General features: G+C 39.8%; 20 protein-coding genes and 1 other RNA gene. 15 read left to right on the top strand and 6 right to left on the bottom strand.

Annotation, left to right across the window (positions count from 1 at the left end; all coding sequences use genetic code 11):
• Positions 1 to 123 precede the first annotated feature (123 nt).
• Positions 124 to 759 carry an HAD family hydrolase gene (locus GGQ60_RS02155; protein WP_183759751.1) on the top strand — a complete coding sequence of 212 codons (636 nt, stop codon included), beginning with the start codon at positions 124 to 126 and terminating at the stop codon, positions 757 to 759.
• An 8-nt stretch (positions 760 to 767) separates the two neighbouring features.
• Positions 768 to 1088, top strand: coding sequence for an Mpo1-like protein (locus GGQ60_RS02150; protein WP_183759750.1), 321 nt, complete (start codon positions 768 to 770; stop codon positions 1086 to 1088).
• Positions 1089 to 1442: 354 nt separating this feature from the next.
• Here GGQ60_RS02150 and GGQ60_RS02145 read toward each other — a convergent pair whose 3' ends face one another.
• Positions 1443 to 2627, bottom strand: a complete 1185-nt coding sequence (locus GGQ60_RS02145; protein WP_183759749.1) for a proline dehydrogenase family protein — start codon at positions 2625 to 2627, stop codon at positions 1443 to 1445.
• A gap of 95 nt (positions 2628 to 2722) precedes the next feature.
• Here GGQ60_RS02145 and GGQ60_RS02140 point away from each other — a divergent pair, with 95 nt between their 5' ends.
• The 9 genes from GGQ60_RS02140 to GGQ60_RS02100 all read left to right on the top strand — a co-directional run bounded on the left by GGQ60_RS02140 (position 2723) and on the right by GGQ60_RS02100 (position 11791).
• Positions 2723 to 2929 carry an RNA-binding S4 domain-containing protein gene (locus GGQ60_RS02140; protein WP_183759748.1) on the top strand — a complete coding sequence of 69 codons (207 nt, stop codon included), beginning with the start codon at positions 2723 to 2725 and terminating at the stop codon, positions 2927 to 2929.
• Positions 2929 to 3987 carry a 3-dehydroquinate synthase gene (aroB, locus tag GGQ60_RS02135; RefSeq protein ID WP_183759747.1) on the top strand — a complete coding sequence of 353 codons (1059 nt, stop codon included), beginning with the start codon at positions 2929 to 2931 and terminating at the stop codon, positions 3985 to 3987. The genes GGQ60_RS02140 and aroB overlap by 1 nt, the downstream gene beginning before the upstream one ends.
• A 1-nt stretch (position 3988) precedes the next feature.
• On the top strand, positions 3989 to 4933 hold the full coding sequence (locus tag GGQ60_RS02130; RefSeq protein ID WP_183759746.1) for a sterol desaturase family protein: 945 nt from the start codon (positions 3989 to 3991) through the stop codon (positions 4931 to 4933).
• A 307-nt stretch (positions 4934 to 5240) separates the two neighbouring features.
• Positions 5241 to 6074 carry a prephenate dehydratase gene (locus GGQ60_RS02125; RefSeq protein ID WP_183759745.1) on the top strand — a complete coding sequence of 278 codons (834 nt, stop codon included), beginning with the start codon at positions 5241 to 5243 and terminating at the stop codon, positions 6072 to 6074.
• A 110-nt stretch (positions 6075 to 6184) separates the two neighbouring features.
• Positions 6185 to 7324 carry a chorismate mutase gene (locus GGQ60_RS02120; RefSeq protein ID WP_183759744.1) on the top strand — a complete coding sequence of 380 codons (1140 nt, stop codon included), beginning with the start codon at positions 6185 to 6187 and terminating at the stop codon, positions 7322 to 7324.
• A 310-nt stretch (positions 7325 to 7634) separates the two neighbouring features.
• Positions 7635 to 8927, top strand: coding sequence for a 3-phosphoshikimate 1-carboxyvinyltransferase (aroA, locus tag GGQ60_RS02115; protein ID WP_183759743.1), 1293 nt, complete (start codon positions 7635 to 7637; stop codon positions 8925 to 8927).
• 260 nt (positions 8928 to 9187) lie between these two features.
• Positions 9188 to 10285, top strand: a complete 1098-nt coding sequence (gene aroC / locus GGQ60_RS02110; RefSeq protein WP_183759742.1) for a chorismate synthase — start codon at positions 9188 to 9190, stop codon at positions 10283 to 10285.
• Between the two features lie 2 nt (positions 10286 to 10287).
• Positions 10288 to 10896 (top strand): DUF1684 domain-containing protein, encoded by a 609-nt coding sequence (locus tag GGQ60_RS02105; RefSeq protein WP_183759741.1) that lies wholly within the window; start codon positions 10288 to 10290, stop codon positions 10894 to 10896.
• Between the two features lie 139 nt (positions 10897 to 11035).
• Positions 11036 to 11791, top strand: coding sequence for a LytR/AlgR family response regulator transcription factor (locus GGQ60_RS02100; RefSeq protein ID WP_183759740.1), 756 nt, complete (start codon positions 11036 to 11038; stop codon positions 11789 to 11791).
• A gap of 2 nt (positions 11792 to 11793) precedes the next feature.
• Here GGQ60_RS02100 and GGQ60_RS02095 read toward each other — a convergent pair whose 3' ends face one another.
• Together GGQ60_RS02095 and GGQ60_RS02090 are read right to left on the bottom strand one after the other, a co-directional pair.
• Positions 11794 to 14109 (bottom strand): tetratricopeptide repeat-containing sensor histidine kinase, encoded by a 2316-nt coding sequence (locus GGQ60_RS02095; protein WP_183759739.1) that lies wholly within the window; start codon positions 14107 to 14109, stop codon positions 11794 to 11796.
• A 248-nt stretch (positions 14110 to 14357) separates the two neighbouring features.
• A complete protein-coding gene (locus GGQ60_RS02090; protein WP_183759738.1) occupies positions 14358 to 16778 on the bottom strand; it encodes an alpha-ketoacid dehydrogenase subunit alpha/beta in 2421 nt (806 codons plus the stop codon).
• A 170-nt stretch (positions 16779 to 16948) separates the two neighbouring features.
• Here GGQ60_RS02090 and GGQ60_RS02085 point away from each other — a divergent pair, with 170 nt between their 5' ends.
• The 3 genes from GGQ60_RS02085 to ssrA all read left to right on the top strand — a co-directional run bounded on the left by GGQ60_RS02085 (position 16949) and on the right by ssrA (position 19159).
• Positions 16949 to 17341 carry a DUF1573 domain-containing protein gene (locus tag GGQ60_RS02085; protein ID WP_183759737.1) on the top strand — a complete coding sequence of 131 codons (393 nt, stop codon included), beginning with the start codon at positions 16949 to 16951 and terminating at the stop codon, positions 17339 to 17341.
• Positions 17342 to 17403: 62 nt separating this feature from the next.
• On the top strand, positions 17404 to 18603 hold the full coding sequence (locus GGQ60_RS02080; RefSeq protein WP_183759736.1) for a pyridoxal phosphate-dependent aminotransferase: 1200 nt from the start codon (positions 17404 to 17406) through the stop codon (positions 18601 to 18603).
• 187 nt (positions 18604 to 18790) lie between these two features.
• Positions 18791 to 19159, top strand: a transfer-messenger RNA (tmRNA) gene (gene ssrA / locus GGQ60_RS02075).
• A gap of 174 nt (positions 19160 to 19333) precedes the next feature.
• Here the strand turns inward: ssrA and GGQ60_RS02070 are convergent.
• The 3 genes from GGQ60_RS02070 to GGQ60_RS02060 form a co-directional block, all read right to left on the bottom strand.
• Entirely contained in the window at positions 19334 to 20242 is a 909-nt protein-coding gene (locus GGQ60_RS02070; protein WP_183759735.1) for an alpha/beta fold hydrolase, read from the bottom strand.
• A 219-nt stretch (positions 20243 to 20461) separates the two neighbouring features.
• Positions 20462 to 21286 (bottom strand): helix-turn-helix domain-containing protein, encoded by an 825-nt coding sequence (locus GGQ60_RS02065; RefSeq protein WP_183759734.1) that lies wholly within the window; start codon positions 21284 to 21286, stop codon positions 20462 to 20464.
• Positions 21287 to 21389: 103 nt separating this feature from the next.
• A complete protein-coding gene (locus GGQ60_RS02060; protein ID WP_183759733.1) occupies positions 21390 to 21755 on the bottom strand; it encodes a winged helix-turn-helix transcriptional regulator in 366 nt (121 codons plus the stop codon).
• A gap of 124 nt (positions 21756 to 21879) precedes the next feature.
• On the opposite strand from GGQ60_RS02060, the gene GGQ60_RS02055 reads away from it, so the two are divergent.
• Positions 21880 to 22674 carry an SDR family oxidoreductase gene (locus GGQ60_RS02055; RefSeq protein WP_183759732.1) on the top strand — a complete coding sequence of 265 codons (795 nt, stop codon included), beginning with the start codon at positions 21880 to 21882 and terminating at the stop codon, positions 22672 to 22674.
• The last annotated feature ends 6 nt before the right edge of the window (positions 22675 to 22680 follow it).

The following is a 22680-nucleotide window of genomic DNA, read 5'->3' as shown; positions in this document are numbered from 1 at the left end:
TAAATAAAAAAATACAACCCGAAACCCCATCATCAAGGTTTCGGGTTTTTTATTGTAAAAATAATACTTTCCTATCTCCCATTAGCTTAGCAATAATATCTTTGCAGCAAATTCAGCGTATTTATGCAAAACATTAAGAACATTATTTTCGACTACGGAAACGTCATATTTGATATTGATTTCAAAATTGCCCAGGCATCTTTTCAAAAACTGGGTATTACCGATATCGAAAATTTCTTCGCTCATAAAGGGCACAATGCATTATTTGATGATTTCGAAACCGGAGCCATTTCTCCGGCTGAATTCAGGGCAGGAATCAGGAAAGCAGCTGGTCAACCCGATTTGACCGACCAGCAGATTGATGAAGCCTGGAACAGCCTTTTAATTGGCACGATTCAGGAAAACCACGATTTACTCCTCCAGGTAAAAGAAAAATACCGCACTTTTTTATTGAGCAACAACAACGAAATCCATTACGAATGGATCATTAATTATTTGAAAACGACTTTCAAAATCAATAATTACGATGCTTATTTTGAGAAAGCTTATTTCTCTCAGCACATGAAACTGCGCAAACCCAATACCAATATTTTTGAGCAGGTATTAAAAGAGAACAATCTAAACCCTGCAGAAACTTTATTTATTGATGATAGTCCGCAACATATCGAAGGTGCTAAAAAATTAGGCTTAAATACCTTATTAATGACCGAAAAACCTGCCCAGTTAGGATCGTTTTTAAAAGCAAACGGAATTTTGTAAATTAGGGTATGGCAGAAAAAAAGTATAAATCGCTTAAAGAGTTCTACCCGTTTTACCTGACAGAACACAGCAATACCACTTCCAGGATCCTGCATTTTATCGGAACGGGATTAGTGGTGCTGGCTTTTTTTGCAGGTTTTCTGTTTCACAACTGGCATTTCTTTTTGGCTATGCCCATATTGGGTTATGGTTTTGCATGGGTTGGGCACTTTTTCTTCGAAAAAAATAAACCCGCCACCTTTCAGTATCCGGGATATAGCCTGGCAAGTGATTTTATACTGTTTTACGACCTGTTAACGGGCAAGCAATCCTTTATAATCAAGAAGTAATTTATAGCTGCTTTCAGCGCACTACCCTTTCAAACTCAACTCGATTGAAGCGGCATCCTTTTTGGCTGTCCCCCCTGGAAGTATCAGAATGCAGCCAAAAAAATACAGCGCAAAGCGAGGACTCACCTCCCAAAGAACTATTGCACGCCCATTTTCTAAAAAATAAATCAGTTTTTTAAGCAACACAGATGCCGGGCACAAAGTAGCTACAAAGCAATTGAAAATATACTCCTTCTACTTGTAAAATAAATTCAACATCACGCTCCGCAAACGAAAAACAGTTGGCCATTTTCAGTTGGCAGCATTTATAACCACTCAAAACTGAAAATTACCAAATGTTAACAGAAAACCGAACTACAGTTTTCTTCTTTTCAATTCCCTTTCAATCAAACCTAATTCACGGCCTGTTTGTCCGGCAACTGATGTGTTTTCCTGCGCCCTTCTGAACAAATACGGCATCACGGCCTTAATTGGCCCGTAAGGCACATATTTCGCCACATTATAATTCGAATCGGCCAGGTTAAAGCTCAAATTATCACTCATGCCCAACAATTGTGAAAAATATACATGTGGATGATTGTGCGCAATATTCTTTTCCTCCAAAAGGTAAGTCAATAACCGGCAGCTATCTTCATTGTGCGTTCCGGCAACAGTGGCAATTTCCTCAATATGGTCTACACAGTAACGTAAAGATTCATTGTAATCACGATCCGAAGCCTCTTTATCAGGCTGAATTGGCGAGGGATAACCCATTTCGGCTGCGCGTTTACGTTCTTTTTCCATGTAGGCACCGCGTACTATTTTAACGCCCAAAATAAAGCCGTCGGTCTTGGCAATTAAATGATCAGCTTTCATATCGGCCAACTTATCATGACGGTACATCTGATAAGTATTATATACTATAATTTGCTTACGGTTAAATTTACGCATCATATCCAGAGCCAGTTCATCGATGGTATTCTGGATCCAGGTTTCTTCTGCATCGATCATAACCGGTACACCTTTCTCAAAAGCCGTTTTACAGATCATTTCACAACGCAGTTTTACCTTTTCGTATTCTGCCTCTTCGGCAGCAGTTAATGTTTCTTTGGCGTCCAGTTTCTGCAAAAGTGCAAAACGGCCTATCCCGGTTATTTTAAAAACAGTGATCGGAATTTTGGCATCGCCATCTGCGCGAACAATTGTACGGATAATTTCAGCACAGGTTTCATCAAAAACATGTTCCTCTTCTTCCCCTTCAACCGAATAATCTAAAATGGTGCCCACGCCCCCTTTATCAAGTTGCTCAATGGCTTTATTACACTCGGCAATGGTTTCGCCTCCGCAAAACTGCTGAAAAATAGTGGCTTTAATTGCACCCTGGATCGGTAGCCCTATATTTAAGAAAAAGTTTGTAATGGCCGGACCAACTTTGGTAAGGAAATTATTGCCGATCAATTTAAAAAGCCAGTAAGCTTTTTTTAGTTCTTGGTTAGTTTTTTGACGAAAAGCGATTTCCGTGTTGTCAAAATTAGGTTGTTTATTGGGAACTAAATCCATTTTTTACTATATAAATAAGTCAGATTGGTGCAAAATTATAAAAAGCATTGGTTGTTAAAACTAAAAAGCTCTAAATAATCGTATTTTTGCACAAAATGATACAATTCAAATTAGAAGGCGAATTTATTCCGCTGATCCAGCTGCTTAAAGCAACAGGTTTGGTTGGCACCGGGGGCGATGCACAGGCTGCCGTGACTGACGGTTTGGTAAAATGCAACGGAGAAGTAGAATTCCGCAAACGGTATAAAGTCAGGATTGGCGACGTCATCACTTTTGAACAAGATAAAATCGAAGTAATTTAATGGAAACCTTAACGAGCGCAGGCCATTCGCTTTATTTCGAAAGCAATTTAGACGCCTTAAAAACACTTTTAGAAAGCAACAGGTACAGTAAAGTTTTTGTATTTGCCGATGAGCATACGAGCGAAATCTGTTTACCTTTGTTCCAGTCGCTTTTAAATGATTTCTCCGAATTCGACCTCATCGAAACGGCAGCTGGAGAAGAAAATAAAAATATCGATTTTTGTATCGGTATATGGAAAACTCTTCTTGATTTTGAAGCCGACCGTAAAAGTTTGATGATTAATTTGGGCGGTGGCGTAATTACCGACATGGGAGGTTTCATTGCTTCGACCTATAAAAGAGGAATCGATTTCATCAATATACCTACCACCCTGTTATCGCAGGTTGATGCCTCTGTAGGTGGCAAAACCGGGATTGATATTGACAATGTAAAAAACATGGTAGGCACCTTTACCCTGCCACAAATGGTTTTTATCGAAACAGCATTTCTAAAAACACTGCCACCACGTGAACTTTTATCGGGTTTTGCCGAAATGATCAAGCACGGTTTGATCTACGACAAACCTTACTACGAAAAGTTAAAAACCACCAATTACCTTACCCCGAGTGCTGAAGACATTTACCGCTCGGTTGAAATTAAAAATGAAGTGGTAACCATCGATCCGCATGAAAAAAACCTGCGGAAGATTTTAAACTTTGGCCACACCATTGGCCATGCTGTTGAAGGTTATTCTCTGGCAAATGACGAAAATCCATTAACACATGGCGAAGCTATTGCCATTGGTTTTATTTGTGAAGCAGCATTATCCATTAAAAACAGCACATTAACAAAAGAGGAACTGAACGACATCAGTAGTTATATTTTATCATTATACCCTAAATACCACATCAAAAAAGAAAGTTTCGATGCCCTTTTGGAGCTGATGCAGAGTGATAAAAAGAACGAAGATGGAAATATTCTTTTCTCACTTTTAGAAACTACGGGCAAATGCACGTTTAACTGCCGTGTAAGCACTGCCGATATTTTAAGCAGTTTGGATTATTATAACAGTTTATAACATGAAATTTACCGGAAGTGATATTTCTGTAATCGGGCTTTTTGGTTTCGTGATCGTTTTAACCCTGGTTGAAATGTATTTCAGTTACCTGCACGACAGGAAATTATATACCAAACGCGATACCTGGACCAATATTTACCTGATGACAGCCGCTATTGTAATTAATTTGGCTACTAAAACAGGTACTTTTTTCTTATTGCAATATTGCTACCAGTTCCGTTTGTTCCAGATTAGCAATGTCTGGATTTACTGGCTGGTATTAATTTTAGCCCAGGATTTCCTGTACTGGTTTTTACATACTGTTGGACACTATGTGCGTTTTTTCTGGGCCATGCACGTAACACACCACTCTTCAGAGCATTTTAACTTAACAACGGGTTTCCGTTCTACTGTTTTTGAACCTTTGTACCGGGTATTCTTTTACCTGCCATTGGCCTTTATGGGCTTTACCGCAGTTGATATTCTTTTTGCCTACCTGGTTACCCAGATTTACGGCAACCTGGTGCACACCCAATACAACATCAAATTTCCGAAATGGTACGAATATATTTTCGTAACCCCATCACACCACCGGGTACACCACGCCAGCAATGTGCGTTACCTCGATAAAAATATGGGCATGGTTCTAATCCTGTGGGACAGGTGGTTCGGAACCTTCCAGGCCGAACTGCCAGAAGATAAAGTTAAATATGGCTTAACTACCCAACCTACTGATACCGGTCCGGTAAACATTATTTTCCACGAGTTTATTGCCTTAACAGCAGATGTTAAAAAAGCACCTACTTTTATGGATAAAGTGAAGTACATTTTCAATCCACCCGGATGGAGCCATGACGGAAGCACCAAAATTGCTAAAATTATGCAGCAGGAGCTACGTGATTCGGAAGCACTTGAAAAATCTAAAAAATTAAAATCAGAACAGCCCGAATTAAGTTCTGCAGTATAATATGCCGGTCAAACCTTACAGATTGATCAAACCTGTAAGGTTTCTATACCCATCCTCAAAACAGTATAAAAACAGAGAAATTAAATTTTATTAAAAATATTTTCAATTTCTTATTGACAAATTAAATTTTGTTACTACATTTGGCTCAACAAAAAAAGAAATGCAAAATACTAACACATATTACTTTGGTTACTTTTACTATTTTAGTGAGAGCCGGGGCTAATATGCAAAAAGATATATAAAAAATATTAAATTGTATAAGAAAGTCCCGGCAAACAGCCGGGACTTTTTTGTTTTAACGCAAAAAATGGAAACGACAAAACGTGTAGCAATTCAGGGTATCAAGGCCTCTTTTCATGAAGAAGCCGCATACAAATTCTTCGGTAAGGAAATTGAGACGGTAGAGTGCAATTCTTTTAAAGAAACCTGCGATAAGCTTGAAAAAAACGAAGCTGATTTCGTGGTAATGGCCATCGAAAACTCGATTGCAGGCAGCTTATTACCAAACTATACCTTGATTCGTGATTATGGTTTCTCGGTTGTTGGTGAGGTTTACTTACCTATCCAGCTGCATTTAATGGCATTGCCAGGTATAAAATTCGAAGATATTAAAGTGGTTACCTCACACCCTATTGCCATCCGCCAGTGTATCGATTTCTTTTACGATTATCCGCACATTAAAATTGTGGAGAGCAATGATACTGCTGCCTGTGCAAAACGCATCCAGGAAGAGAAATTAACCGATACTATGGCCATTGCAAACAGCTTAGCTGCAGAACTTTATGGCTTAAACATTTTAGAACGCCGTGTAGAGTCGAACAAGAAAAACTATACCCGTTTTCTCATCCTTAAAAAAGATAAAACCGACGAAGGAAAGAAAATAAACAAAGCTTCGATCTGTTTCCAGGTTGGACACAAAGCGGGCTCGTTGGCCACCGTGTTAAATATCTTTGCCGAACAGGATGTAAGCTTAACAAAAATACAATCTATGCCGGTGTTAGGTAAAAGAAATGAGTATTACTTTTACGTCGACCTGGAATGGCCAAGTACCGAAAAGTATGATAAGGCGATCAGAAAGGCATTAAAATATACATCGAACTTTAACATATTAGGAGAATATCAAAAGAACGATAAAGTATAAACAGCCGTAAACAATTTTCAGTTGACAATCTAATATAACAATTAAACAATATAAAATATAACTCCTGACTTCCGACTGTGGACAAAGGACTTTAAACAACCCCCATCATCATGAAACTTAATTTAAACATCCAACCTTTAAACACCTGGTTAAACACAAACAACGAACCATTATTGATTTCTGGTCCCTGCAGTGCAGAAACGGAAGAACAATTGTTAACTACTGCACATTTATTGGCAGCTACCGGTAAAGTATCGGTATTACGGGCCGGTATCTGGAAACCACGTACCCGTCCGGGAGAATTCGAAGGTATCGGAAGTATCGGTTTAGAATGGTTAAAACGTGCTAAAGCTGAAACAGGTTTACCAACGGCAGTAGAGGTTGCAAATGCAAAACACGTTGAAGAGGCTTTGGCAGCTGGTGTGGATATCCTTTGGATCGGTGCACGTTCTACCGTAAATCCTTTCACTGTTCAGGAAATTGCCGATGCTTTAAAAGGACATGATGTTCCGGTATTGATCAAAAACCCTGTTAACCCTGATTTACAGTTATGGGTAGGTGCTATTGAGCGTATCAATGGTGCGGGTATCACTAAAATCGGTGCTATTCACCGCGGTTTCTCTTCATTCGAGAAAAGTTCTTTCCGTAACGAACCGATGTGGGAAATGGCTATCCAGTTAAAAACTTTATGCCCTGAGCTTCCGATCATCAACGATCCAAGCCACATTTGCGGTAACCGTGAACTGATCCCTTACATTGCACAAAAAGCATTGGATTTAGATATGCAGGGATTAATGATCGAATCGCACGTAGATCCTTCAGTAGCCTGGACAGACGCCAAACAACAGGTTACCCCGGCTGCTTTGGCAGAACTGGTAGAGCGTTTAACCGTTCGCGAACCAGAGGCACCAAACGAAGCATCTGCCGATAAACTGGCCGAACTGCGTAAACAGATAGATAAAATTGACGACATTTTATTGCAAAAATTAGGTGAGCGTATGGCCATCGTAGAAAAAATCGGTGAGTTTAAACGCGATAACCAGGTAACTATTTTACAGGTTAACCGTTGGGATGCTATTATTAAAAAAGGTCACGCTTTTGCAAAAGCTTTAAAATTAGATTTAGGCTTTACCGAGAAATTCTTAGAATTGATGCACGGTGAATCAATCCGCAAACAAACTGAAATTATGAATGCAGGCAAAGCTGAAAAAGGCATTGCGGCAGAGCAACATAACGAAGTTAAAGCCTAAAAGGTAGAGGGTTTAAAGGTTTAAGGTGGAGGGTAAAACCAATACGATTACTTAAGCCTAAAGCCCAATCGTCATTGCGAGAAGGAACGACGAAGCAATCTTTCATTCCAGTAATTCTGGCTATAAAGATCGCTCCGTCGGCTGAAAAAGCCTCCTCGCAATGACGACATTCCTTAGGTATCTGTCAATGATAGCCTGTCGAAAAACTACAGTAATTTTTCGACAGCTTAACATGATATTAAGAAACATACATAATGGAGTGTCAGATGTTTCCATCTGGCACTTACATTTAAGAATAAAACAGAATAAAATGTCCAAAAACGCCTTAGTTTCTTTTAAAGGAACCAAGAATATTAACACGGAAATCCAATTAACAGGCTCCAAAAGCGAATGTAACAGGGCTTTAATCATCAGTGCCTTAAGCAAGAAACTGGTTAAAGTTGAAAACCTTTCAAATGCTGCCGATACGGTAACCTTAAATGGTATCCTGAATAAGTTGGGAGTTGAGAGTAGTGAGTTGAGAGAAAACTCCAAACCGAAAACTGCAAACTCCGAACTGGTTGATGTTGGACCTGCAGGTACTGCTATGCGTTTCTTATCGGCTTATCTTTCGGCTAAAAACGGGAATTTCCTGTTAACCGGAACCGAGCGGATGAAACAACGTCCGATAGGGATTTTGGCCGAGGCTTTAAAAACAATTGGTGCCGATATTTCTTATGCAGAAGCAGAGGGTTTCCCTCCTTTAAATATTATTGGTCCACTGGATCAAAAAACGGCACAGGTAAAAATAAAAGGCGATATCAGCAGTCAGTATATTTCGGCTTTGCTGATGATTGCCCCTATTCTGCCACAAGGCTTAACTCTAGAGATCGAGGGGGAGCTCACCTCTAAACCCTATGTAGACATGACCTTGGATATGCTTGCAGAAGTTGGCATTGAGCATGCCTGGAACGGAAATTCGATAACAATCGAACCTCAGGCTTTTAAGCCCGGCACTTTGGTTGTTGAGCCCGATTGGAGTGCAGCATCATATTGGTACAGCATTGCGGCTTTAGCCGATGAAGCTGAAATTGCTTTACCTGCTTTAAAGCAAAAAAGCCTGCAGGGCGATAGCCAGATCAAAAATATTATGAAGATTTTTGGCATTGCAACCAGTAAAACCGATAAAGGAATCGCCATTAGTAATCTGGGGCTTACTTTAGACACCAAAGAAGTTTTAGACTTAAAAACCTGTCCTGATTTAGCACAGACCATCATCGTTATTGCCGCAGCTTTGGGCAAAAACATGGCATTTACTGGTTTGGAAACCCTAAAAATCAAAGAAACCGACCGTATTGCAGCCCTTCAGAACGAATTGGCTAAAATTGGCGTTACTTTAACCGAAAATAACCAGGTTTATACCTTAAATACAGATAACCTGCATTTTCCGGATAAAATTACCATTGCAACCTACGAGGACCACCGTATGGCCATGGCCTTTGCGCCACTTGCACTACTGATCAACGAAGTTGAAATTGAAGAAATGCAGGTGGTGGAAAAATCTTATCCATATTATTGGGAAGATTTGAAAAAAGCAGGGTTTGAGGTGAAAGAGATTGGATAAGTGAGATACTGGGTGTGAGACATGAAATTTGAGATGTGGGATACTAGATGTGAGACACCAGACCTGAGAAAATACATCGGGATTGAATACAAGATTAATTAAAACAAATAATAACAAGCTAACTGGATTTGAGTGTAATTTGAGGGATAACTCCAAATCTACCACCTCAGATCTAACCTCTAAACAATTAAAAAACAGAAGTTTAGATATGAACCAGGTACTTCTCCAATCTCATATCTAACTTATCTTATCTAATATATATGGCAGGCAACTCATTCGGACAACTATTTCGCATCACTACATTTGGCGAATCTCATGGCGTAGCCATTGGAGTAATTATTGACGGCTGTCCGGCGCAATTGGATATCGATATGGATTTTATCCAATCCGAGCTGGATAAGCGTAAACCAGGTCAATCTAAAATTACCACGCAAAGAAAAGAGAGTGATACTGTGCAGATTTTATCCGGTGTTTTCGAAGGAAAAAGTACGGGTACCCCTATCGCACTTTTAATCCCGAATGAGGATCAGCGCTCAAAAGACTACGGCCATAACATTGATGTTTACCGTCCAAGCCATGCCGATTATGTTTATGATGCAAAATACGGCATCCGCGATCATCGTGGTGGCGGACGTTCTTCTGCCCGCGAAACAGCGGCCCGCGTAGCGGCAGGAGCCATTGCCAAATTATTATTAAAACAACAGGGTATAGAAATTTTTGCTCATGTAACCTCAGTAGGCACTATCGATGCTCCGAATTTAGAAAGCAACGATTTATCGTCGCTTTTAGCCATCAGGGAAGAAAATATTGTTCGCTGTGCCGATCCTGCAACGGCGCACGAAATGATCGAATTTATTGATTCAGTAAGAAAAGACGGCGATACGGTTGGTGGAAAGATCAGTTGCGTAATAAAAGGCTGTCCGGCAGGTTTAGGTGAACCAGTTTTCGATAAATTACACGCCGATTTGGGTAAAGCCATGCTAAGCATCAATGCCGTTCATGGTTTCGAATATGGCTCCGGTTTTGCCGGAAGCGAATTACGCGGATCGCAGCATAACGATATCCCGCAGCCAAAAACTGCCGATTCGAAGGTATTCAAAACCACCACCAATTATGCCGGCGGTATATTGGGGGGCATTTCAAACGGAATGGATATTACCTTCAAAGTAGCCTTTAAGCCTGTCGCCACTATTATGCACAACCAGCAAACCATTAACGCTGCTGGCGAAGCTTCAGAAATTAAAGGAAAAGGCAGGCACGATCCGTGCGTGGTACCAAGAGCTGTGGTGATTGTAGAAGCAATGGCTGCCCTGGTTCTGGCTGATCAGTTTTTAAGAAATAAAGCAAGTGTAGTTTAATTATGAAACTTATTACCACCCTACTTTTGTTGATCAGCATGAATACTTTTGCCCAAAGTTATGCCGATCTGATTGCTAAACACCGCGAGGCTTATAAAGAAGATTTCATTAAAGACAGCCACTCGCCATTACAGAAAAATGATCTGCAGAACCTGCATTTTTATGAGGCCGACAGCAATTATAAAGTATTAGCGGCAGTAGAATTGTTAAAGAATGAAAAGGTGTTCAAAATGCCAACCTTTAACGGCAGCAGCAGCGATTATTACCGCTATGCACACATAAACTTCAGTTTAAAGGGAAAAGCGATCCAGATGACGCTGTATCGAAGCGTCGCTTTATCGACCAATCCTGTCTATAATGACCATTTATTTTTGCCTTTTACAGATGAAACGAACCATAAGGAAACTTATGGAGGTGGCCGTTATATTGACCTGGATGCGAAAGAAATCAATAACAACCACATAGAAATCGATTTTAACAAGGCCTATAACCCCTACTGTGCCTACAGCGATGGTTACCGGTGTCCGGTACCCCCGGAAGAAAACGATTTACAACTGGCCATTAAAGCTGGCGAAAAACGATACACCGGTGAGAAGAAACATCATGAATAAATGCCGGTGTTAATTTTATCTATCACTGGTGTTAACTTTATCTATAAAATGATGCTCTAACTCTATTATATCCCATATTTAACGTAAATTACAAGCACATTAAGTAAAAACTTAATAAATTTGTTTAACTTATTTCTAAATGACGTATAACTGTTTAATTGTTGATGATAATGAAATTGAAAGAGATGCCATAGAAATGCATCTAAAGAAAATTCCATCATTAAACATCATCGCGACCTGCAGTAATGGTATAGAAGCTGCCCAAATTTTAACCACTACTGCTGTAGATATTGTTTACTCTGATATTGATATGCCAGAACTGTCTGGTTTGGATTTATTAAAGAGCATCAAAAAGCAGCCCCTGTTTATCTTTATTACTTCATTTAGTGAATACGCTGCCGAAAGTTTTAACCTGGATGCCCTTGATTTTATTGTTAAGCCCGCCACTTTCGAACGGATATTAAAAGCAACCAATAAAGCCATTGAATATATCGAATTAAGAAAACTGATAGATAAACTCCCTGTTGAAGACTTAAACCCCGGTAATAAAAAAGACGACGACTATTTCTTTTTTAGGGAAACTAAAGGCATAACCAAGTTAAAATACAGCGACGTGATTTATATTGAAAGCATGGGCGATTTTTCAAAACTGTTCACCCATAGCGATAAGCATGTTATTTTAGTAAGCTTAAAAAATTTAGAAAAACAACTGCCTTCCAAAATTTTCTCCAGGGTACACAAGCAGTATATCATCAATATCAACCACATTGTAACCTTAACCAATCACGAAGTTCATTTGGCTCATAACTTCCTGGTTCCGATAAGTGCTTCCAACCGGCAGGAATTATTGGAAAAATCGATCGACAAGAAAATTCTGTCGAGATTTTTAAAATGAGGTTATTTCTTTAAAATTATTTTAAAACAACTTCCACCCGCAGGATTAAGTGCTGCGCTGATCTTACCATCCATTAAGTTTATAAAAGTTCTGCAGAGCAATAATCCCAAACCTGTACCTTTTTCTTTATTGGTACCCAATGTGCTTACGCCTACGCCCAAATAGCCGGGCTTATTAAAATGCTCAACCTGTAAGGGTGTTAAGCCGATGCCGGTATCTGAAATTTTGATTTCCAGGTCATTTCCATTAGAAATCGTACTAACGGTAATTGTACCGCCATTTGGTGTAAATTTAACGGCATTACTGATCATATTTCTTACAACAAGCGCAAACATGTTCGAATCTGCTTTGCAATATGTTCTGGCCGAAACTAAATTCCGGATCGTCAGGCCCTTTTCATCGGCATAAGCGTGCAAAGAAAGGATAACTTCATTAATCAGGTCATGAACATCCAATGATTCGAGATATGGGTTAAACCCCTGCATCTGGCTGGCTGCCCAATTGAGTAGGTTTTCCATCATGGTAGAGGTATAGGTAAGGTTATTTTTTAGCGATGCTGCATACCTGTTTAACTTCTCCTGTTCTATGTTGCCCCCTTCTAACAGCTGCATGAAGGAAATCAGCGAATTAACAGGTGTACGCATATCATGGCTTACGACACTAAATATACGGTCTTTCACCTTACTGAGTTGCTCTAATTCCCGTTTTTGGGTATTGATAATCTTATTCAGCCTGATTGTTTTCCGCTGGTTAAAAAATGTAACCACAGCTGTAATCAGAATAAGCGTAGCGGCTATGGTAAGGAATAATTTTATACGTTCATCAAATTTTATCTGCTGTACCTGTTTACTGATCTGTTTATCCTTTAACCCGGCGGCTAACTGCGCCTCAAATTTAGCATTGGTAAATTTACTATCCTGAGCCAAACGCTGAATATCGAGGTCGGCCTTTGCCTTTTGAAAGGTCAGGAGATCCAATGCTTTTTCTTTATCGCTCAATGCAAGTTGCTGCCTTTTTAGCGCAAGTTCCTGTTGTTGTCTTTTTAATTCCGCCTCTGTCAGCTTCTGTTTCAGCAGGTAGTCGCGTTCTTTGATACCGAAATCGAGCTGCATCTGCCTCCTGGTAATCTCCTTTTCCTTTTCCTGGTCGAAAATCTTATCCCTGACCGCAATATACTGCCTGTAGTAGGTTAATGATCTGTTGTAGTCTTTTTGTTTTTCATATACCGTACTCAATCCTAAAGTAGCCTGCTTTTCAATATCTAATAAATGGTTTTCTTCTGCAATTTTTAAACTGTTACTGAGCAAGGCGATTGCATTTTCAAAATCATTTTCTTTTTGGTAAAAGTTTCCTAAAGCATACAAACTTGCAGCATAGGCTTCTTTATCTTCTCCCGATTTATTTAACTCGACCGATTTTTGATATAATTTTAGCGCCACTTCATTTTGTCCTATCGAACTGTACAGGTTGGCAAGATCACGCTTAAGGCTAGCCATTAATCCTATATCGCCGATAGCTTCTGATACTTTCAGCGATTTGTTGTAATAGGTTAAGGCCAGCTTTATTTTTTGACTGGGCATGACGTTCATTTCCGATAATTCACGGTCTGAAGCCTCAAAATAGTTGTCTCCGATTAAACCATAAACAACCGCTACACCCCTTGTATTTTCACCTTCTTTGGCAAACACTTTTAATGCCATGTTCATATAAACCAGCGCCTGGCTTTGGTTACCCAAGCGTTGATAAATAGTCGAAATATTGGTATAGCAACTCGCCATATCGGCTTCGTTACCCATTTTTTCGTAGATCGCTATAGCCTTTTGGTTAACATCTAAAGATTTAACATAATCCGGAATGCTGCCATATAGCGCTCCCAGGTTGAGATAAGTGCCAGCCAACATATCCAAATTTCCTATGGAAGAAAATTCGGCAACCGCCTTGTAATAATTTTCTTCAGCCTTTTGATAATCAGACCTTCCATGATACATTAAACCTCTACGGTAATAGGCCATGGCAGAGAATTTTTTCAGATTTTTCTCATGTGCAAGCTGAATGGTTTTATCCACATATTCTTCCGCTTTGTCTACATTTTTCATCCTCATGTACTGACGGAAGACTTCCGTTAATATTTTGATTTTGGTAGAGTCTGATTTTAAATTCCTTTGGTTTAAACTTAAAAGACTATCCAGTTTTTTCTGCGGTGCACTCCCCTGGCCAAAACTGGCCATAGCTAAAAATAAGAAAGGGAAAAAGAGCATGCCTTTTTTAAAAAAACACGCTTCACTAACGAACAGAGCATTTACAAGATAGCGCTTCATGTCCAAGATCAATTTAATGATTGGTTTCTACTAAAACCTGAAGGATCTTGAAAATGACAGCGTTTCATAACCCGGATGAAATAAAACATACTGAAATAACAAAATAGAGTTTGGTTTATAAAAGTAATAAAAAACCGGTCAATAAGTAACCATTTTTTTACATTTTCAATGAAAATATAAAAAAACAGGAAACCAACTGTAAATCATTATGTTACTACAGAACATGTCTTACACCCTAACTCTTGTTATCAAAAAAGTGATGGGTATTTGGTGGGATTGGCATCATGCATCATCTGGTAAATGGTTTCAATCACATCATCTACTGATGGTTTGCTGAAATAATCACCGTCAGATCCAAACGGCGGACGATGTGCTTTAGCCGATAATGTTTTGGGTTGTCCGTCCAGGTAGAAATAACCTTTTTGCTCTTCGAGTACTTTTTGCAGGATATAGGCTGAAGCACCTCCCGGAACATCTTCATCAACAACCAGTAATTTATTGGTTTTTGAAAGAGAACCCAAACAAACCTGGTCGATATCAAAAGGTAAAAGGGTTTGAGGATCTATTATTTCTACAGAAATGCCTAAGATTGCCAGTTCTTCCGCAGCTTCCTGAACAATCCTTAATGAAGAACCGTAAGAAACTACCGTAATATCGGTTCCTTCTTCCAAAACCTCGGCTTTTCCTAAAGGAACTGTAAAATCGCCAACATTTGAAGGTAATTTTTCCTTTAAACGGTAGCCGTTTAAACACTCAATTACGACCGCGGGCTCATCGGCCCTGAACAGCGTATTGTACATACCGGCAGCCTGGGTCATGTTTCGCGGTACGCACAGGTGCATCCCTCTTAAAGAGCTTAACAGCATGGCAATAGGAGAGCCTGAGTGCCAGATACCTTCCAACCTGTGGCCACGGGTGCGCACAATTACAGGGGCTTTCTGAATTCCTTTGGTGCGGTATGAAAGCGATGCCAAATCATCGCTTAGTACATTTAAGGCAAATATTAAATAATCTAAATATTGTATTTCGGCAATTGGTTTTAAACCACGCAGTGCCAGGCCTATGCCCTGCCCCATTATGGTCATTTCCCTGATTCCGGTATCGGTAATTCTTAACTCGCCATATTTCGCCTGTAAACCTGCAAACCCCTGGTTTACATCGCCAATATTTCCCAGATCTTCTCCAAATGCAACCAAGCGCGGATCGCGTGCAAAGTTTTCGTTAAAACAGGCATTAAGCACTTCCCTGCCATCGATCATTTTCGACTGCTCATCATATACCGCATTAACCACGGGAATCATATCCGGACTTTCTTTACCGTCAGTATGCAGTTTAGAATTGTAACGATCGTGATTAAGCTTTGTCTGTTGCTTATACCACGCCAATAGTTCCTTGCGCTCCGGGGAGTTAAAACCAGCCGATAAGCGAATGGCTTTTCGTGCAGCAGTAAAAACTTCACGGCGTTGTGCATCAGCAGTTGATGCCAGATTTACAGCAATTTTAGCCAGCTCAGGTTGATGTTTAGCTATACCATTAACCAAATCAACCACTTGTTTTTGCTCAGGTTTAATGCTGTCTAAAAACTCGTTCCAGGCTTCTTTCTGCTCATTACGTACAAAAGTCTTTGCTTCTTTTTCGATCTCTGCAATTTCCTCTTCGGTTGCCAGGGCCGAATCGAGCATCCAGGCACGCATTTTCAGGATGCAATCGTACTCAGTTTCCCATGCCAAACGATCTTTTGATTTATACCTTTCGTGCGAACCTGAAGTCGAGTGCCCCAAAGGTTGGGTAAGTTCAGTTACATGGATTAAAACGGGTACATGTTCTTCCCTGCATACCTGTATTGCTTTTTCGTACACCTCGCACAAGGCCGGATAATCCCAACCTTTTACCTTATAAATTTCATATCCCGGTTGATCTGCATCGCGCTGAAAACCTTTTAAGACCTCCGAAATATCTTCTTTTGTAGTTTGGTATTTTGCCGGAACTGAAATGCCATAGGCGTCATCCCAGATGGAAATGGCCATAGGTACCTGTAAAACACCTGCAGCATTAATGGCTTCAAAAAATACGCCTTCAGAAGTGGAAGCATTACCAATGGTACCAAAAGCCACTTCGTTTCCGTTAACCGAAAAGTGTTTCAGATAATCAAGTTCCTTATTTTGCCTGAATAATTTTGAAGCATAAGCTAAACCAACCAAACGGGCCATCTGGCCGCCGGTTGGGGAAATATCGGATGAGCAATTTTTAATCTGCGTTAAATCATTCCAGCTTCCGTCTTCATTAATGGATTTTGTTGCAAAATGGCAGTTCATTTGCCTACCGCCAGAAAACGGGTCGGCACCGTAGGTGGTATTCGCATAAAGTTGCGCAAAAAATTCTTTAATGGTAGAAATCCCTGTTGCAAAGGCAAAAGTTTGATCGCGGTAATAACCTGAGCGCCAATCGCCATTTTTAAAGGCTTTCGCCATAGCGAGCTGGGGCACTTCTTTCCCATCGCCGAAAATCCCAAACTTAGCCTTCCCTGTTAATACTTCCTTACGGCCTAAAATACTGGCCTGCCTGCTTTCGAAGGCTATTTTATAATCGTTTTTAACGATCGATTTAAAATCGTTAAAACTAAGTTCTGAAGCATCAATAGTGTTGGTCATCAATTTTTCATTCGGCATAGTAATCAAAGATTGGTTGCGGCAAATATATACAAAATTAAAAGTTTGCCTTTATCCTCCCCTGTAAAATTATATATGGATTTGTAAAATATATTTGGAATAGTTTTTGTTTTAATATGAAATCATTAAATTTGTTTTAGAATTAAAAAATAAATTACAACCACAATAACATGAAAAAGATCTTAGTATTATTCGCTTTTGTTTTGGGTTTGGGTATTGCTGCAAATGCACAAACTAAGCCCGCAGAGTTTAAATTTGAGTCGGAAACTCACGATTTTGGTAAAATCGTTTTAAACAAACCCGTAACTTACGACTTCAAATACACTAACGTTGGTGAAGAGCCATTAATTATTACCAAAGCTGAAGCAAGCTGTGGATGTACTGTTCCTAAATATACTTCTACCCCATTAAAAAAAGGTGAAACCGGTGTAATTTCGGTAACATTCAATGCTGCTGCCGGTCCTTCAACTTTTTCGAAGGCCATCACCATCACTTCTAATGCAAAAACACCTATTAAAGTGCTTTACATTAAAGGCGAAACGGTTGCCGCAGCTTCTAAATAATTTTTTAGACGATAATATTTAAAAAGTCCCGATTTTCATCGGGACTTTTTTATTTTTGTGCCATGCCAAAAATTTCACAAAAAGGTGTGCAGATGCCTGCCTCACCGATCAGAAAATTAACTCCATTTGCAGATCAAGCCAAAAAAGACGGTAAAAAAGTTTTTCATTTAAATATTGGCCAGCCCGATATAGAAACACCTGAAGGAATGTTGAACGCCATTAAAAACATTGATTTTAATGTTTGGGCCTATACACCATCAGAAGGTACCCTTGCCTACCGTTTAAAGCTTACTGAATATTACAATAAACTTGGTTATAATATTGCGCCAGAAAACATACTCGTAACAGTTGGTGGTTCTGAAGCGATAACCATTGCCATGCAAACCTGTATAAATGAAGGCGACGAAATTATCATTCCAGAGCCTTTCTATGCCAATTACAACGGTTTTGCCTGTATGAGCAACGTGGTAGTAAAACCAATCCTTTCGTACATCGAAAATGGTTTTGCATTACCGCCGATTGCAGAATTTGAAAAACTGATTACCGAAAAAACCAAGGCCATCATCATCTGCAACCCGAACAATCCTACCGGGTATTTATACTCAAGAGAAGAACTAGAGGCCTTAAAAACACTTTGCGTTAAATACGACCTGTTTTTGTTCTCGGATGAAGCGTATCGCGAATTCTGTTACGACGGAAGGGAATTTATCTCGCCGATGCATTTAGACGGTTTAGATGAAAATGTAGTGGTTATGGATACGGTTTCTAAACGTTACAGCGCTTGTGGTGCACGTTTAGGCTGTTTAATTACCAAAAATAAAGAAGTTATTGCCTCGGGATTAAAATTTGCCCAGGCCAGGTTAAGCCCGGGTATGGTAGAACAGATTGCCGGTGCCGCTGCCGTTGATACACCAGATAGTTACTTTGAAAAGGTAAATACCGAATATACACTACGCCGCGATACTTTGGTTAAACGCTTAAACAACATTGAGGGTGTTTACTGCCCTAACCCGGGTGGTGCATTTTATGTGGTGGCCAGATTCCCGATCGATGATGCAGATAAGTTCTGCCAGTGGATTTTAGAAAAATTTGACCACAACAACCAAACGGTAATGATGGCACCTGCTACAGGCTTTTACTCTACCGCAGGTTCGGGTAAAAACGAAGTGCGTATGGCCTATGTGTTAAATACAGAAGATTTAAATGCAGCCATGGACTGCCTGGAAATTGCCTTACAGCAATATCCCGGACGCGTAGTTTAATTGTTAAAACTGTTTAAACTGGTTAATTGTTGTCATTACAAAAACAGTTAACCGGTTTAAACAATTAACCAGTTTACCAATAATTTTGTATATTTGTAGTCCAGTTTTGCGATTGATAATTGATAATTGATAATTGATAATTGATAATTGATAATTGATAATTGCAAGATTGTAAAATTGTAATACCGGGGCCGTTCTTGGATTTGACAGGGTGGCGAGGGTTATGTTAGCATGCAGTGCGTTGTTCGGAGAGCACTTAAAAGTGAACGATCACATTTTAATTGGCGAAAATACTTACGCCTTAGCTGCCTAGTTTAGAACTACGCTTAGCTTTTGTCCCTCTAACTGCTGCATTGTTGGGTTAGAACCCGGGGCATCGAAACAACAAAGCTGGCTTTAAGGAGATACGACTTAAAGTGAGATGAAGTATCTAAGGATCTAAATAAGGTCGGTTTTCAGCCCGTTTATTTCCCGAAAATCAATTGAAAAATAAGCATGTAGAAGGTATAATTTATCTCACAACTGGACAAGGGTTCGACTCCCTTCGGCTCCACCAAAATCGAGGGTCAAGCTCAATTGAGCTTGACCCTCGATTTTTTTATTATAATTTCTAAGATTCTGAATGCAACCTCAAGCCTATCGTATATTTCACATATGAATTGGTATGCTTAAATTAACACATACAATTGAACAGCTTCATTTACATCTTTTATTAAACGATGGGCCAATCTTATGATCTGGCAAACTTTTCTAAGGCTGTATTGAATTTTTCTGCTTCTTCAACAAATAACGCATGGCCGCTATTTTCAAATCTTACGATATGGGAATTTTTAATCCCTTTCTTTAACTCTTCTGCAAATTCAAATGGACATAATTTGTCTTGTACTCCATGAAAAATCGCTACGGGAATACTAATTTTAGAAAGTTCAGGACGTAAGTCAATATTTGAAAGTGCTTTTATCGATTCGGTGATGGCATAAGGCGATGCTTGTAAATTAATGCTTTCCAGCCATTTTTCTACGTTTTTAGAGATATTGCCTTCTTTTGCAGGAAAGGCGCTTCCAAATCCGGCAATCAGATCTTCCCTGTCAGTCATGGTTTTTGCGATCAGTCCGTTTGCGTCATTTTCTGATATGCCATAAGGTGCGCCTTCTCTCTTCCTCCACGATGGTGCAGCTGCTCCAAAAAGGGCAAGCTTGCTAACATGCGCCGCATCATATTTTGTGATATAGTGAAGCACTACCGCACCCCCCATGGAGAAACCGCCCATTACCGCATTCTTGATTTTTAGTTGGTCTAAAACCACTTTGATATCGTCTGAAAAGACATCAAAGTCATATCGGCCATAAGGTTTGTCTGATTTTCCAAATCCCCTTAAGGTAATTCCGATCACCCTGAAACCTTTTCGGCTTAGGTACTGGTATTGGTACTCATACATTTCATCACTTAGTGGCCAACCATGGATTAAAACGACAGGCTGCCCTTCTCCCAGGTCGGTTACATGAAGTTTTACATTTTTCTCAACTTCGATGTATTCTTCCCTACCAGCAGCGGCTGCTACTCTTTTGGTTTGCGAAAACGAAACATTGCCCATTAATAATGATAAAAACAATCCGATTGCTAAAACTAAATTTTTCATTTTTTCTGTTTTTTAAATGGTTAGTATTATTTGATGAAGCAAAGTTGCAGCAAATGCCCAATGGCATCAATGGACGGTTTTCTCTTTAAATTGCACTTTTTCCCCTTTATGCTAAATCAGGCAGATTGATCATCGTTTAAATTCTTTCCCAGCATTGGGTTAACAGAAAAAGCACAGCATAATTACCGTGCTTTACTTACAATTTACTACCCGTTAGCTTTAAAATTGCTTTCTGAAAGATACAGGCGACAAACCCGCATGTTTGGTAAAAAAACGGATGAAATAGGCATCATCTTCATAATTGAGGCTGAAGGCAATTTCCTTTACCGTCATTTGGGTATGCGCCAAAAGCCGCTTGCTCTCTAGTATGATCCGTTCTTTTATCATATCGTTGGGCGTACTTTTGCTGATCAGCCCGATTTTTTTACTCAGATTTTTTGGCGTTATGAATAACATCTCAGCATAATCAGCAACGGTATGATGTGTCTTAAAATTTTGTTCAACCAGCTTGCTGAACTTCCTTAAGAACTGCACATCGGCATGCTGATTCTTTTCCGATAGCTGATGTTGTTGTTTCCAGATGCGGGTTGATTTGAGAATGACAACTTTTAATAGAATTCTCAGCATTTCTTCAGTACTGGAATCATCATTGGTCATTTCAGTTTTGATTTCCTGAATGATGCTTTGGATGTTCTGGGATTGAATTTCGTCTAACTTAATAAATGGAATTTCGAAAACATTATTGTAAAGGATACCATCGCAGGCCACTTCCTGGTCGTGAATTTCGATACAATAAAAATCTCTGTTAAAATAAATCAACTGGCCGTTAATGGTTTCACAAGGTTTGATGATCACTTTTGGATTAATGAATAAAAGGGCATCGGTTTCCATCGTGAATTCCTGGAAATCAACCTGTATAGTAGCCTTTTTTGGAATAAATAGAATTTTAATGTATCCCGATATTGAATTGAGTACAGTTTCATCCATAGCTTTCTTGCTAAATTCGATGTTCCCGAACTGTTTATATGAAAATTCTCTCAGCATGTTTCGATATTCACTTCAAAAAAAATAGCCATCATTGGTTTTCTCCCGGGCTAAAGGGTTTTCCGAAAAGGACTAAGTTATAAATAACAAACCGTTTTAGTAGTCAAGGCTTTGAATCCAAACGTTTCAAAATGAGCGATCGTAAACGTTCCTCGTGCTCATCTCCCCAGCCACCGATCGCTCCAATTACCGGAATCAGCGTTTTTCCAAAATCCGTGAGGCTATATTCAACTTTGGGAGGTACCACAGGATAAATCACCTTTGAGATCAGTTCATGGTCTTCCAGTTCTTTTAACTGAATGGTTAGCACCCTTCTTGAGGCATCCGGAATTTTACGCTGCAGTTCGCTGGGACGCTTATGTCCCTGGTTAATAAACCACAGCAACCGCATCTTCCATTTTCCATAAAGCACCTCGCCAATAAGGTCGAGGCCGCAATTCAGGTTCAAAGGTATTTTTCTCTCGTACATATAGCAAAGCTAGTGCAATGTTCCAAATTGCGCAATAGGGGAAAAAATTGTCCCTATGCAATTCGATTTTCCCTTATTGCCAGATACTTATATACATCCCAACTTTGTACAAAAATAAAAGACAATGGAACAAAATTTTAACTTCAACAACGAGCTATCGGGCAAAATTGCCCTGGTAACCGGAGGTACAAAGGGAGCCGGAAAAGCAATAGCAGAAAGGCTGCTGCAGGCTGGCGCAACCGTTATTATTACCGCAAGGAATACACCCGAAAAAGAAGACAGCAGGCTGCATTTCATTCCTTCAGATTTAAGCAAGGCAGAGGGAACACAAAAAGTGATCAGCGAGGTATTGTCGGCTTACGGGCGACTTGACATTCTTGTGAACAACCTCGGTTCTTCAACTACACCTGCCGGCGGCTTCACCGCGTTGACCGATCAAGACTGGGAATCAACCCTGCAGGCTAATCTGCTTGCTCCTGTGCGATTGGACAGGGGATTTCTGCCTCAGATGCTGGAACGAAAAAGCGGTGTGATTATTCATATTGCATCGATTCAGGGCAAATTGCCTTTGTACGATTCTACTTTGCCCTATGCCGCCGCAAAAGCAGGGCTGATCAACTATAGTAAAAGTTTATCGAATGAAGTTACCCCCAAAGGTATTCGCGTGCTAACAGTTTCGCCAGGATGGATAAATACAACAGCATCGGAAGCGTGGCTGGGCGAGATTGCAAGAAACGCAAATAGTACGATAGAAGAAGCCCAACAGAGTGTTATGGATGCCCTGGGTGGAATACCTTATGGCCGACCTGCCCAACCGGAAGAAGTAGCCGAATTGGTTGGTTTCCTCGTTTCACCAAGGGCCAGTTATTTAACAGGAACAGAATTTATAATTGATGGTGGTACAGTACCAACAATCTAATCATCT

Source organism: Pedobacter zeae (assembly GCF_014196715.1).
GTDB lineage: Bacteria > Bacteroidota > Bacteroidia > Sphingobacteriales > Sphingobacteriaceae > Pedobacter > Pedobacter zeae.
This window is presented reverse-complemented; position numbering and strand designations above follow the sequence as displayed.

Bases quoted from the DNA above. Each gene is read 5' to 3' on its own strand.
- GGQ60_RS02140 (WP_183759748.1), top strand. From the start codon at position 2,723: ATGATACAATTCAAATTAGAAGGCGAATTTATTCCGCTGATCCAGCTG.
- GGQ60_RS02060 (WP_183759733.1), bottom strand. From the start codon at position 21,755: ATGTACGAGAGAAAAATACCTTTGAACCTGAATTGCGGCCTCGACCTT.
- GGQ60_RS02125 (WP_183759745.1), top strand. From the start codon at position 5,241: ATGGAAACGACAAAACGTGTAGCAATTCAGGGTATCAAGGCCTCTTTT.
- aroC (WP_183759742.1), top strand. From the start codon at position 9,188: ATGGCAGGCAACTCATTCGGACAACTATTTCGCATCACTACATTTGGC.
- GGQ60_RS02100 (WP_183759740.1), top strand. From the start codon at position 11,036: ATGACGTATAACTGTTTAATTGTTGATGATAATGAAATTGAAAGAGAT.
- GGQ60_RS02065 (WP_183759734.1), bottom strand. From the start codon at position 21,286: ATGCTGAGAGAATTTTCATATAAACAGTTCGGGAACATCGAATTTAGC.
- GGQ60_RS02090 (WP_183759738.1), bottom strand. From the start codon at position 16,778: ATGCCGAATGAAAAATTGATGACCAACACTATTGATGCTTCAGAACTT.
- GGQ60_RS02145 (WP_183759749.1), bottom strand. From the start codon at position 2,627: ATGGATTTAGTTCCCAATAAACAACCTAATTTTGACAACACGGAAATC.
- aroA (WP_183759743.1), top strand. From the start codon at position 7,635: ATGTCCAAAAACGCCTTAGTTTCTTTTAAAGGAACCAAGAATATTAAC.
- GGQ60_RS02070 (WP_183759735.1), bottom strand. From the start codon at position 20,242: ATGAAAAATTTAGTTTTAGCAATCGGATTGTTTTTATCATTATTAATG.
- GGQ60_RS02155 (WP_183759751.1), top strand. From the start codon at position 124: ATGCAAAACATTAAGAACATTATTTTCGACTACGGAAACGTCATATTT.
- GGQ60_RS02080 (WP_183759736.1), top strand. From the start codon at position 17,404: ATGCCAAAAATTTCACAAAAAGGTGTGCAGATGCCTGCCTCACCGATC.
- GGQ60_RS02130 (WP_183759746.1), top strand. From the start codon at position 3,989: ATGAAATTTACCGGAAGTGATATTTCTGTAATCGGGCTTTTTGGTTTC.
- GGQ60_RS02120 (WP_183759744.1), top strand. From the start codon at position 6,185: ATGAAACTTAATTTAAACATCCAACCTTTAAACACCTGGTTAAACACA.
- aroB (WP_183759747.1), top strand. From the start codon at position 2,929: ATGGAAACCTTAACGAGCGCAGGCCATTCGCTTTATTTCGAAAGCAAT.
- GGQ60_RS02105 (WP_183759741.1), top strand. From the start codon at position 10,288: ATGAAACTTATTACCACCCTACTTTTGTTGATCAGCATGAATACTTTT.
- GGQ60_RS02085 (WP_183759737.1), top strand. From the start codon at position 16,949: ATGAAAAAGATCTTAGTATTATTCGCTTTTGTTTTGGGTTTGGGTATT.
- GGQ60_RS02055 (WP_183759732.1), top strand. From the start codon at position 21,880: ATGGAACAAAATTTTAACTTCAACAACGAGCTATCGGGCAAAATTGCC.
- GGQ60_RS02095 (WP_183759739.1), bottom strand. From the start codon at position 14,109: ATGAAGCGCTATCTTGTAAATGCTCTGTTCGTTAGTGAAGCGTGTTTT.
- GGQ60_RS02150 (WP_183759750.1), top strand. From the start codon at position 768: ATGGCAGAAAAAAAGTATAAATCGCTTAAAGAGTTCTACCCGTTTTAC.